General features: G+C 74.9%; 11 protein-coding genes. 6 read left to right on the forward strand and 5 right to left on the reverse strand.

The features are described from left to right. Positions 1 to 54: 54 nt before the first annotated feature. Positions 55 to 1467 carry a deoxyguanosinetriphosphate triphosphohydrolase gene (locus tag CW362_RS08365; protein ID WP_103548723.1) on the reverse strand — a complete coding sequence of 471 codons (1413 nt, stop codon included), beginning with the start codon at positions 1465 to 1467 and terminating at the stop codon, positions 55 to 57. Positions 1468 to 1548: 81 nt separating this feature from the next. Further along, positions 1549 to 2481, reverse strand: a complete 933-nt coding sequence (locus tag CW362_RS08370; RefSeq protein ID WP_103548724.1) for a sirohydrochlorin chelatase — start codon at positions 2479 to 2481, stop codon at positions 1549 to 1551. Positions 2482 to 2749: 268 nt separating this feature from the next. Here CW362_RS08370 and CW362_RS08375 point away from each other — a divergent pair, with 268 nt between their 5' ends. From CW362_RS08375 to CW362_RS42985, 3 genes are all read left to right on the forward strand, one after another. After that, positions 2750 to 3472 carry a SanA/YdcF family protein gene (locus tag CW362_RS08375; protein WP_240657717.1) on the forward strand — a complete coding sequence of 241 codons (723 nt, stop codon included), beginning with the start codon at positions 2750 to 2752 and terminating at the stop codon, positions 3470 to 3472. Between the two features lie 171 nt (positions 3473 to 3643). Continuing rightward, positions 3644 to 5884 carry a molybdopterin oxidoreductase family protein gene (locus CW362_RS08380; RefSeq protein ID WP_103548726.1) on the forward strand — a complete coding sequence of 747 codons (2241 nt, stop codon included), beginning with the start codon at positions 3644 to 3646 and terminating at the stop codon, positions 5882 to 5884. Positions 5885 to 5999: 115 nt separating this feature from the next. Beyond that, the gene (locus CW362_RS42985; RefSeq protein WP_107502009.1) at positions 6000 to 6230 is read left to right on the forward strand and encodes a twin-arginine translocation signal domain-containing protein; all 231 of its coding nucleotides are present in this window, start codon (positions 6000 to 6002) and stop codon (positions 6228 to 6230) included. Here the strand turns inward: CW362_RS42985 and CW362_RS08385 are convergent. Both CW362_RS08385 and cutA read right to left on the reverse strand, forming a co-directional pair. Next, positions 6215 to 6661 (reverse strand): gamma-glutamylcyclotransferase family protein, encoded by a 447-nt coding sequence (locus tag CW362_RS08385; RefSeq protein WP_240657718.1) that lies wholly within the window; start codon positions 6659 to 6661, stop codon positions 6215 to 6217. The genes CW362_RS42985 and CW362_RS08385 overlap by 16 nt on opposite strands. After that, positions 6658 to 6984: a divalent-cation tolerance protein CutA gene (gene cutA, locus CW362_RS08390; protein ID WP_103548727.1), complete on the reverse strand. Its 327-nt coding sequence runs from the start codon at positions 6982 to 6984 to the stop codon at positions 6658 to 6660. Before cutA ends, CW362_RS08385 begins: the two co-directional genes overlap by 4 nt. Before the next feature lie 185 nt (positions 6985 to 7169). On the opposite strand from cutA, the gene CW362_RS08395 reads away from it, so the two are divergent. Next, positions 7170 to 8813 (forward strand): M4 family metallopeptidase, encoded by a 1644-nt coding sequence (locus tag CW362_RS08395; RefSeq protein ID WP_103548728.1) that lies wholly within the window; start codon positions 7170 to 7172, stop codon positions 8811 to 8813. Positions 8814 to 8904: 91 nt separating this feature from the next. Here the strand turns inward: CW362_RS08395 and CW362_RS08400 are convergent, their stop codons facing one another. Further along, the gene (locus tag CW362_RS08400; RefSeq protein ID WP_103548729.1) at positions 8905 to 9510 is read right to left on the reverse strand and encodes a dihydrofolate reductase family protein; all 606 of its coding nucleotides are present in this window, start codon (positions 9508 to 9510) and stop codon (positions 8905 to 8907) included. A 529-nt stretch (positions 9511 to 10039) separates the two neighbouring features. Between CW362_RS08400 and CW362_RS08405 the strand changes: the two genes are divergently transcribed. Further along, the gene (locus tag CW362_RS08405) at positions 10040 to 10558 is read left to right on the forward strand and encodes a hypothetical protein (protein WP_103548730.1); all 519 of its coding nucleotides are present in this window, start codon (positions 10040 to 10042) and stop codon (positions 10556 to 10558) included. A 180-nt stretch (positions 10559 to 10738) separates the two neighbouring features. After that, positions 10739 to 11093 (forward strand): class F sortase (locus tag CW362_RS08410; protein WP_162683998.1); only part of this gene is annotated, 355 nt, incomplete at its 3' end.

Below are 11093 nucleotides of genomic sequence, written 5' to 3' on the forward strand. Positions count from 1 at the left end.
CCCGCACGGAGCGTGATGCGGGAAGGGGTAGTGGCCCGATCAGGCCACGCAGGGTCACCCCTGTCGGTCTCCATGGGAACGCGTGGTGAGTCTGAGGTGCAGGGAACGCGCCGAGGCGTCCGTGAGGGACGCGATCTGGTCCACGATCACCCGCTTGCGGGCGCGGTCGTCGGCCGCCTGGCCGAACAGCGCCCGGAACTGCGGGTCCAGCACCTCGGGGGCGCGGGCGGTGAGCGCCTCGGCCAGTTCGGCGACGACGATCCGCTGGTCGGCGCGGAGCAGTTCCTGTTCGGCGCGCTGCATCACGTACCGGTCGGCGACCGCCTTGAGGACGGCGCATTCCAGTCTGGCGGACCGCGGCACGACCAGTTCCGCCGCGTACCGGGTGAGGCGCCCGCTGCCGTACCGCGCGCGGGTGGCGCCCTCCGCGGCCAGACAGAAACGGCCGATGAGCTGGCTGGTGGCGTCCTTCAGACGGGCCTGCGCGACGGCCGACCCGTCGTACCCGTGCGGCCACCACTCCTGGCCGAGGAGCCGGTCGAGCGCCTCGGACAGCTCGGCCGGATCGGTGTCCTCGGGCACGTACCGCCCGACGGCCACGGCGAAGATCTCCCGGCGTTCCGGTCCGGCGTGCAGGCCGGCGGGGTCGATGTGGCCCGCGTGCAGGCCGTCCTCGATGTCGTGCACCGAGTACGCCACGTCGTCGGCCCAGTCCATCACCTGGGCCTCGAAGCACGTACGCGTGCCGGGGGCGCCCTTCCGGATCCAGTCGAACACCGGCCGGTCGTCCTCGTAGACCCCGAACTTCGGCGACTTCGGATCGCCGGGACGGGCGCCTCTCGGCCACGGGTACTTGGTGGCGGCGTCGAGGGCTGCGCGGGTGAGGTTGAGGCCGACGCTGACGAGGCCGTCGCCCGCGGCGGCGGAGGCCACCGTGTCGCTGTGCACGAAACGCTTGGGCTCGATCCGGGTGAGCAGGCGCAGCGACTGGGCGTTGCCCTCGAAGCCGCCGCAGTCCTCGGCGAATTCGTTGAGCGCCTGCTCACCGTTGTGCCCGAAGGGCGGGTGGCCCAGGTCGTGCGAGAGGCAGGCCGCCTCGACCAGGTCCGGATCGCAGCCGAGGGCGGCTCCCAGTTCGCGGCCCACCTGGGCGCACTCCAGGGAGTGGGTCAGCCGGGTCCGCGGGCTGGCGTCCCACAACTGGACGGGCGCCCCGCCCGATCCGGCGGCGCCGAGCACCTGGGGAAGGGTTCCGGGGGTGACGACCTGGGTCTTGCCCGCGAGGCGGCGCAGGGCCGCGGAGTGCAGCACGCGGGCGCGGTCGCGCTGGAAGGCGGTGCGGCCGGGGCGTTTGTCGGGCTCGGCGGCCCAGCGCTCGACGGCCGCCGCGTCGTACTCGTCGTGGGCCGTGTGGTTCTCGTGTGCCTGTGGTGCGGTCTCTTCGGTCCTCGCTGCCATGCCTTCCATACGCCGACAGTAGACGCAGGCGGTGACAATCGGGGCGGGAGCGCCGACGGCGCGGTGCCGCTTCCGGGGGAGCCGCCGGGCTCAGGCCGGGACCAGGGTGCGCTCCGGGGCGGCTTCGGGGGCCGCCACGGCCTGGTCGTAGCGGTGCAGGACGAGGCGGGCCATCGCCGGGTGGTCGCCCAGCGGTTCGGCGCAGATCCAGGGGGCCTCCTCGGCGACCTGCGCGGCGAAGCGGCCGGGGGCGGTGAAGTACGAGGCGACGGCGATCCGGTGGCGGCCCCGGGCGGCCAGCGAGCGCACGGCGGCGGGGACGGTGGGCGCGGCGGCGGAGGCGTACGCGGGGACGACCGGGACGCCGAGGCGTTCGGCGAGCAGCTGGGCGGTGCGGCGGGTGTCGGCGGCCGAGTCCGGGGAACGGGACCCCGCGGACGCGAGGACGACGGCGCTCGCGCGGCGGACCGCGTCGCTCGTCCGGGTGTTCCAGCCGGCCTCGACGAGGCGGGCGCAGAGGGTCTCCACGAGCAGCGGGTGCGGGCCGAGCGGGGCGGCGACGCGGGCGCGCAGGCCGGGGACGGCGGCGGCGGTCTCGGGGATGTCGCGCCGGACGTGGTAGCCGCGGCCGAGCAGCAGCGGCACGAGGACGGCGTCCTGCCGGCCCGCCAGGGAGGCGAGCGTGTCGGCGAGGAGGGGCTCGTTGAGCTCGATGTGGCCGAGGCGCACGGACAGGTGCGGGCGCAGCTCGCGGACGCGCTCGACCAGGGTGCGGACGGTGGCGAGCGCGCGCGGGTCGCGGCTGCCGTGGGCGACCAGCACGAGGGCGGGCGGCGGCGGGCGGCGGGTGCCGTCGGGCGAGACGAGGCTGAGCCGGCTGCCGAGCTGGCCGGCGATCCGGTTCATGAGCTGCGCCGTGCTGTCCAGGTGGCCTTCGAGGAGGCCTTCGAGGTGGGCACCGCGGGGCGGCGGGCCGCCGGGGCGGTGGGAGGAGGCGTCGTGAGCGGGGTTCGAGGCCGTCATGGGTCGATCCTGGCGGGAGGAGGTTGCCGGGCCGTTGCGTGGGCGTGTCGGGCGTTTTCCAGTGGTTCACCGGACGGCGGCGGCCCGGTGTGAGGGGTGCGACCTGCGGCTCTCGCCCGCCGGGTGACCGGGGTCGGCGCGTCCGGGCGAACCGGGCCACCCTACGATGCGTCTTCATCCGTCGAAGGGGAACGCCGGATCCGGCGCGGGCCGCCGGATGCCGGGGCCGCGCGCCGTCGCGAGTGACGACACCTGGGGGACACCGATCATGCCGCGTCTGCCGCGCCCGAGGATTCCGGGCTTCCGCGGGCTCCGTCCGCTGCGCCTGCCGCCGCTGCCGCGCACGCGCGAGGGGCGGCGGCGGGCCGTGCAGGCGCTGATGGTCCTGTGCGTGCTGGCGCTGCTCCCGGCGACCTGGCTGCGCGTGTCGACGGGCGACCGGCTGCGGACGACGGCGGACGCCCCGCGCACCGAGGTCGCGATCGTCTTCGGCGCGGGGCTGTGGGACGGCGAGCCGTCCCCGTACCTCGCCCACCGGCTGGACGCCGCCGCGAAGCTGTACCGGGCCGGCCGGATCGAGGTCGTCCTCGTCACCGGCGACAACAGCCGCGAGGACTACGACGAGCCCGACGCGATGCGCGCCTACCTCACCGCGCACGGGGTGCCCGGCCGGCGGATCGTCAGCGACTACGCCGGCTTCGACACCTGGGACTCCTGCGTCCGCGCCCGGAAGATCTTCGGCGTCCACGAGGCCGTCCTGATCAGCCAGGACTTCCACATCCGGCGCGCGCTCGCCCTGTGCCGGGCGGCGGGCGTGCGCTCGTACGGCATCGGCGTGGCCGCCCGGCAGGACGTCACCTGGTACTACGGCAACACCCGGGAGATCTTCGCGGCGGGCAAGGCCGCGCTGGACGCGGTGTTCGAGCCGGATCCGCGGTTCCTCGGCCCGGAGGAGCACGGGGTGGGCCGGGCCCTGGCGACGGCCCGCTGACCCGGGGCACCGGCGGCGGCCCGCCGGACGCGCGGTGCCGGGCACGGGCCACGACCCGGGGTCCCGCGCGGAGGATCTCACCGCGGGTCCGGGGCCGGCGGGAGGTGTCCGCCCCGGTGGCGTAACGCCCGCCTCCCCGCCGCGTAACACTTCCGCCGCAGGCTGGGGCCCATGACGGCCTCCGTGACGCCCACCCACTGTCCGTACTGCGCCCTGCAGTGCGGGATGAACCTGACGCCCGCGCCGGGCGGCGGTGTCGAGGTGGCCGAGCGCGCGGACTTCCCGGTGAACCGGGGTGCCCTGTGCGGCAAGGGGCGGACGGCGCCCGCGCTGCTGTCGTCCCGGGTACGGCTCACCTCGCCCCTCGTCCGCACCGGGGGCGTCCTCGTGCCCGCCGGCTGGGACGAGGCCCTGTCCAGGGTCGCCGAGGGGCTCGCCCGTACGCGCGCGGACCACGGGCCGGACGCGTGCGGGGTGTTCGGCGGCGGCGGGCTGACCAACGAGAAGGCCTACGCCCTCGGGAAGTTCGCCCGTGTCGTCCTCGGCACCTCGCAGATCGACTACAACGGCCGCTTCTGCATGTCGTCCGCGGCGGCGGCCGGCGTCAGGGCCTTCGGTCTCGACCGGGGACTGCCCTTCCCGCTGGAGGACGTCCCGCGGACCGGCTGCGTGATCCTCGTGGGCTCCAACCTCGCCGAGACGATGCCGCCCGCGCTGCGGTTCGTCACCGAGCTGAGGGAGAACGGCGGCACCCTGATCGTCGTCGACCCGCGCCGCACCCGCACGGCCGAACAGGCGGACCTGCACCTGGCGCCGCGCCCGGGGACGGACCTGGCGCTCGCGCTCGGGATGCTGCACCTGGTCGTCGCCGAGGGGCGTACGGACGAGGCGTACGTCCGGGACCGCACGAGCGGCTGGGAGGAGGCGCGGGCGGCGGCGATGGCGCACTGGCCGGAGTACGTGGAACGGATCACGGGGGTGTCCGTTCCCGAACTCCGCGCCGCCGTGCGGATGTTCTGCGAGCCGGAGAACGCGATGGTCCTGACCGCGCGCGGGCCCGAGCAGCAGTCCAAGGGCACCGACACCGTGGGCGCGTGGATCAACCTGTGCCTGGCCACCGGGCGTCCGGGCCGGCCGTTGTCCGGGTACGGCTGCCTCACCGGGCAGGGCAACGGGCAGGGCGGACGCGAACACGGCCAGAAGGCCGACCAGTTGCCCGGGTACCGCAAGCTCACCGACCCGGCGGCGCGGCGGCACGTGGCCGAGGTGTGGGGCGTCGACCCCGCCTCCCTGCCGGGCCCCGGGCGCAGCGCGTACGAACTCCTGGACGCGCTGGGGACGGACATCCGCTCCCTGCTGCTGACGGGGTCGAACCCGGTGGTGTCCGCGCCCCGCGCCGCGCACGTCGAGGAACGCCTGAGGTCGCTGGACTTCCTCGCGGTCGCCGATGTCGTCCTCTCCGAGACCGCCGCCCTCGCGGACGTCGTGCTGCCGGTCGCCCAGTGGGCGGAGGAGACGGGCACGACGACGAACCTGGAGGGCCGTGTGCTGCTGCGCCGGCGCGCGCTCGCCCCGCCCGAGGGGGTCCGCAGCGACCTCGAGGTGCTGCACGGACTCGCCGCGCTCCTCGGGGTGGAGAAGGGCTTCCCCACCGACCCGGAGGAGGTCTTCGAGGAACTGCGGCGGGCGAGCGCGGGCGGCCCGGCGGACTACTCGGGGATCACCTACCGCCGGCTGGCGGAGGAGAACGGGGTGTTCTGGCCCTGCCCGGCCCGGGAGGACCCGGACGGGGACGCCGAGGACACGGGCGCGGGCCCGGAGGACCGGCAGGGGCTTCCGGAGAACCCGAGGACGGCCCCGGGGACGGGCGGGACCGGTCCCGGGGGCACCTCCCCGGGGGCGGACCCGGACGCCCCGGCGGACGGCGACGGCTCCGGCGGGCACCACCCGGGCACGCCCCGCCTCTTCCTGGACCGGTTCGCCACCGAGGACGGACGGGCGCGGTTCGTTCCCGTGTCGCACCGGCCCGCCGCCGAGGAGCCGGACGACGAGTACCCGGTGCTGCTGACCACCGGACGGGTGGTGGCCCAGTACCAGTCGGGTGCCCAGACCCGGCGCGTCGACGAGCTGAACACCGCCGCGCCCGGCCCGTTCGTGGAGATGCACCCGCGGCTGGCCGCCCGGCTCGGCGCGGCGGACGGGGACGCCGTGACGGTGGTGTCCCGGCGGGGCAGGGCCGTCGCACCGGCCCGGATCACGACGGCCATCCGCCCCGACACCGTGTTCATGCCCTTCCACTGGCCCGGGGAGGGCCGCGCCAACACGCTCACCAACCCGGCCCTCGACCCGGTCTCCCGGATGCCGGAGTTCAAGACGTGCGCGGTGCGGGTGGAGGCGGTGCGCGAGGACTGAGGCCCGGCCCGGGACGGGCGCGCCGCGGTTCCCGCCGGGCCCGGGGTGCACCCGTGCGGGTGGCCGTTCCGTGCGCCCCCGGAGCCGCGGCCCCTCCCGCCCCTAGGGTGCGGCCATGGCCGACCGCGACTTGACCCGACGACGTGTCCTCGCGCTCAGCGGGGCGGCCGTCGGCGCCGCCCTGGGCATCGGAGTCTCCTCCTGCTCGGCGCACACCCCCGAGCCGGGCGGGCGCCCCGGCCCCGGCCCCGGCTCGGGCTCGGGCTCGGGCTCGGGCTCGACGGAGGCTCCCGGGAGTGCCGGGCAGCCAGGGCAGTCAGGGCCGGAGGATCAGGGCAACCGCTGACGGCGCCAGTCCCCGTCCTCGATCAGTTCACCGCCGGACCGCAGGCGGGCCGCCACCGCGGGCGCGGCGACGTACACCCAGGTCCGCACGACCGTGACGCCGTCCGCGCGCACGGCGTCCCGCGCGACCCGCTCGTACGGGCTCGTCGCGTCGCCCGGCGCGTACTCCTCCAACTCGTCCAGCTCCGCGAGGAGTTCCCCGTACGCCCCGGGCCGCGCGGTCACGATCTCGCCGTGCACCGCGCCACCGGGCTCGTCGACGGCGTACGGGTATCCGGGCCCGGCGTACAGCACGAGGCCGCGCATCCGCCCCGGCTCCTCGGAGCGGGTACGGCCGCGCAGGAACAGGTCGTGGTTGTGCTCGCCGGGCCGCAGGGTGCCGTAGACGAAGAAGGGCAGCTCCGCTTCGCCGCGGGGGTCGACGGGGTTCAAGGGGCCGTCTCCTCCTCCAGCCAGCGCAGGTAGTCCGGGCTTCCCGCCACGACCGGGGTGGCGATGATCTCGGGCGTGTCGTAGTCGTGGGCGCCCAGGAGGTACTCCTCCAGCGCCGGGTAGCGCGCGGCGGTCGTCTTGAACTGGACCCTCCACTCGGACGCGGTCTCCACGGCGCCCTGCCAGCGGTAGACGGACGTGACCGGCCCCGAGACCTGGGCGCAGGCCGCGACCCGCGCCGCCACCGCGCCCCGGGCCAGCGCCTCGGCCTTCTCCGCCGCGTCCGTCGTGGTCAGGACGGCCAGGCAGGACGGCAGTTCCATGAGCGCCTCCATTCGTGAGGGTACGGAGACGATTCTCGCCGCATCTCGCACACACCATGTCATCTCTATGGACATGACATGTCATGCACCTTTAAATCGGAGCGAATCTCAGCGCCGCCCCCACAGGCCCCTCCCCCACGCCCTTCCCCCACACGCCTCTCCGAGGCACCTCCCCAAGGAGACCGATGAGTCGAATACGGCACATCCGCGGTTCCTCCCTCGCCGCCGCCGGCGCCGCCGTGACCACGGCCACCCTGCTGGCCGCCGCGCTCGCCCCGGCCGCGAACGCCGCCGGCGCGCCGACCCGGGCGACCGCGGTCGAGAACGCGGCCTCGGCGCTCGCGGCCCATGCCGCGAACCTGGGCCTCACCTCCGCCCAGCACACCACCGTGCGGGACGTCGTCGTCGACAAGGACGGCGCCCAGCACGTGCGTTACGACCGGACCTACCGCGAACTCCCCGTGCTCGGAGGCGACTTCGTGGTCCACCTGAAGCCGGACGGTTCGTACCGCGGCACCGACCGCGCGACCGCCGAGGCGATCTCGCTGAACAGCGTCACCCCGGAGCTCTCCGGCGCGAAGGCGGCCGGCCTCGCGGTGAACGCGCTGCGCGCCGCCAACCGCGGGGAGACGCTGAAGAAGGTCACGGCCCGGCCGCGACTGGTCGTCGACGCCCTGCACGGCGCTCCGCGGCTCGCCTGGCGCACCGACGCGGTGGGCCAGGACGGGCTCGGCAACCCGGTCGCCCGCACGGTCCTGACCGATGCCCGCACCGGCGCGCGGATCGACGCGTGGGACAGCGTCGAGACGGCGACGGGCGACGGCAGTTCCCTCTACAGCGGCACGGTCGCGCTGGAGACGACCGCGTCCGGATCGACGTACCAGCTCAAGGACCCGACGCGCGGGAACACGTACACCGGCGACGCGGCGAACAAGACGGACCTGTGCATCTTCGGGATCTGCTTCAGCCGGGCGCCCGCGACGCTCTTCACCGACACCGACAACCACTGGGGCACGGGCACGTCCTCGGACCGCTCCTCCGCGGCGGTGGACGCGCAGTACGGCACGAACGAGACCTGGGACTACTACAAGAACGTCCACGGCCGCAACGGCATCGCGGGCGACGGCAAGGGCTCGTACAACCGCGTCCACTACGGCAAGAACTACAACAACGCCTTCTGGGACGACAGTTGCTTCTGCATGACGTACGGCGACGGTGACGGCTCGACGTTCGGGCCGCTGGTCGCCCTCGACGTCGCCGGGCACGAGATGTCGCACGGGGTGACCTCGAAGACGGCGGCGCTGACGTACTCGGGCGAGTCCGGCGGCCTGAACGAGGCCACCTCCGACATCTTCGGGACCATGGTGGAGTGGTACGCGGACAACGCCTCGGACCCCGGTGACTACCTGATCGGCGAGGAGATCGTCCGTTCCGGCTTCGGCAAACCCGCCCTGCGGTTCATGGACAAGCCCTCCAAGGACGGCAACTCGGCCGACTGCTGGAGCGGTTCGGTCGGCAACCTCGACGTCCACTACTCCTCGGGCGTCGCCAACCACTTCGCCTACCTGCTCTCCGAGGGCAGCGGGGCGAAGACCGTGAACGGCGTCGCCTACGACTCCCCCACCTGCAACGGCGCCACGGTCACCGGCATCGGCCACGACAAGGTGGGCAGGATCTGGTACCGCGCGCTGACGGTCTACATGACCTCGTCCACGAACTACGCGGGAGCGCGCACCGCCACGCTGAACGCGGCCAAGGACCTCTACGGAGCGGGCAGCACCGAGTACGCCGCCGTGGCCGCGGCGTGGTCGGCGGTCTCCGTGGGCTGACCGGTTCCGACGGACCCCGGTCACCGTGGGCAGGCGCCGTCAGGTTCGCCTGCCCACGGCTTGCCGTGAGCATGTCCGCCCCCGGCGGGTCCTAGTCCTCGTCCTCCCGGACCGGCCGGTACACGCTCACTTCCGCGCCCGTCTTCGCGGTGACGGTGGAGACGTGGACGAGCGGGCGCTTCATCCCGTCCCCGGGGAAGATCGTCTTGCCGCCGCCGAGGATCACCGGCATCCGGATGAGCTGGAGCTCGTCGACCAGGCCCTCGGCCAGCAGGGTGCGGACGAGGGTGGGGCTGCCCATCATCGCGAGGTCGCCGCCCTCGGCCGCGCGCAGGTCACGGATCCGGGCGACGGCCTCGCCGGCCGGGATGAGCGTGGTGTTGTCCCAGACCGCCAGCTCGGCCTCGCCGAGGGTGCCGGAGACCACGTACTTGGGCAGGGAGTTCATCCGGTCGGCGAACGGGTCGCCCGCCCGCTCGGGCCACGCGGCGGCCATCGTCCGCCAGGTGCGGCGCCCGAACAGCAGCCCCGCCGCGCCGGAGAGCCCGGCCGCGAACGCGCCGCCCACGACCTCCGGGTCGAAGTACGGATGGGACCAGCCGCCGTGCGCGAAGCCTCCGTCGGTGTCCTCCTCGGGACCGCCCGGCGCCTGCACGACACCGTCCAGGCTGATGAACTCACTGACCACGATGCGCATGGGACTCGCTCCTCGTCGCTGTCTCGACCACGTCACGCGTTCTCGGCCGCGTCGCGCGCTCCCACCGTCGCACGCGTCCGGATCACATGGGGGAAGACCGGCGGACCGCCCGGAAATCATCGCGCCTCCCGGACGCCGTCGTGTGATGCGGCACACATCCCGGCGCACCTCCCGGCCCGCCTCCCGGGCCGCGATCGGGACCGGTCCGCGCTCTGACCTCCGGCCGGCGGCCCGGGCCGGACGGACGGCCGGGGCCACCGCCGGGCGAGCCGGTCACCCATTCACACCCGCGCCCGGCCCCCTTCCGATCCCCGTGTGCGATACACCGGGCGCAGACCGGTGACCTGCCGGAATGCCGGAACCTCCTCCCCCTTCCGGCCTCCCGCCTGACACCCGTTCACATCATTTCTGACGCACCATCAGAGAGCGGTCGCGGCCGTGTGCCACTTACCTCGGAAAGGCAGGGCGCGACCGACGCTGCGGCACCTGGGGGTGCCGCGGGCCGCGCCCCCTCCAAGGAGCTGGCACGATGCGACGTACCGCCCGGCTGCTGACCGGTACCGCGCTCGCCGTCGCCGTCGCGGCACTGGCCGCCGCGCCCGTGTACGGCGAGGACACCGGGAGTCTGGAGGTGTTCCCCTCCAGCGTCGTCCCGGGCGCCGAGGTCACCGTCAACACGGCCGCGTGCGGCTCGGACGGCACCGCGAGCGGGGACGCCGACGCGGTGGGCGGCGGTTCCTTCACGCTCGCCGCCAGCGCGCACGAGCACGACGCGATCGGCCAGTTCCAGGTGCCGCCGAGCGCGCAGCCGGGGACGTACGAGATCGTCGCGACGTGTTCCCACGGCCGCCGCGTCACCGGCGACCTCCTGGTGACCCTGGCCGCCGCGCGCGAGCAGGTCCAGCCGCGCGGGCATGTGGACACGGGTGTCGGCGGCGCGCTGGGCCCCGACCCCGTACAGACCGCGGCGGGAGTGGCGGCACTGGCCGTCGCCGCCGCGGGCGGTACCTGGCTCCTGCATCGCCGGGCGAGAGGCGACGGGATCTGACGGACACCCTCCGCTGTCCGTCCGCCGGTACCGCCGTCCCTCCCCCTCCGTGGCCCGACGCCCCTCGCGGCCCGGAGGGGGAAGGGACCGGCACCCCCAGCACACCCCGGCCGTCGCGGGCGCCGGCCCGTCCCGCCCCGCCCCGGCCCGTCCCGGAAGGAAACCCGTGAGGAGGCTCGCGTGCGCCGGGTCAGCAATGCCGCCATAGCGTCGGTCACCTTCGTCGCCCTCTGCTCGGGTGCCTGGCTGCTGAGCCGGGGCACCGAGGCGCACCCGCCGCCCCAGCCGTCCGCGGCACAGGCGGCGGCCTCCGGGGACGGGGCGCGCTCCGCCGCCGCCGCGATGCCGCACTCCCCGCCGGACCGCATCCGCATCCCCGCCATCGACGTGGACGCGCCCCTGATCGGCCTCGGCCTCACCCCGCAGGGGAGCCTGGACGTGCCGCCCGCGCGGAAGAAGAACCTGGCGGGCTGGTACGAGGCCGGGACCAGCCCCGGTGAACGCGGCACGGCGATCGTGGCCGGGCACGTCGACA

The sequence above is a fragment of the Streptomyces populi genome, from assembly GCF_002911015.1.
Lineage (GTDB): Bacteria > Actinomycetota > Actinomycetes > Streptomycetales > Streptomycetaceae > Streptomyces > Streptomyces populi.

What these genes read in the sequence shown, in the direction of transcription:
- cutA (WP_103548727.1), bottom strand. Translation starts at nt 6,984, where the DNA reads ATGGAACTGCCGTCCTGCCTGGCCGTCCTGACCACGACGGACGCGGCG.
- CW362_RS08375 (WP_240657717.1), top strand. Translation starts at nt 2,750, where the DNA reads ATGCCGCGTCTGCCGCGCCCGAGGATTCCGGGCTTCCGCGGGCTCCGT.
- CW362_RS08395 (WP_103548728.1), top strand. Translation starts at nt 7,170, where the DNA reads ATGAGTCGAATACGGCACATCCGCGGTTCCTCCCTCGCCGCCGCCGGC.
- CW362_RS08370 (WP_103548724.1), bottom strand. Translation starts at nt 2,481, where the DNA reads ATGACGGCCTCGAACCCCGCTCACGACGCCTCCTCCCACCGCCCCGGC.
- CW362_RS08380 (WP_103548726.1), top strand. Translation starts at nt 3,644, where the DNA reads ATGACGGCCTCCGTGACGCCCACCCACTGTCCGTACTGCGCCCTGCAG.
- CW362_RS42985 (WP_107502009.1), top strand. Translation starts at nt 6,000, where the DNA reads ATGGCCGACCGCGACTTGACCCGACGACGTGTCCTCGCGCTCAGCGGG.
- CW362_RS08365 (WP_103548723.1), bottom strand. Translation starts at nt 1,467, where the DNA reads ATGGAAGGCATGGCAGCGAGGACCGAAGAGACCGCACCACAGGCACAC.
- CW362_RS08405 (WP_103548730.1), top strand. Translation starts at nt 10,040, where the DNA reads ATGCGACGTACCGCCCGGCTGCTGACCGGTACCGCGCTCGCCGTCGCC.
- CW362_RS08400 (WP_103548729.1), bottom strand. Translation starts at nt 9,510, where the DNA reads ATGCGCATCGTGGTCAGTGAGTTCATCAGCCTGGACGGTGTCGTGCAG.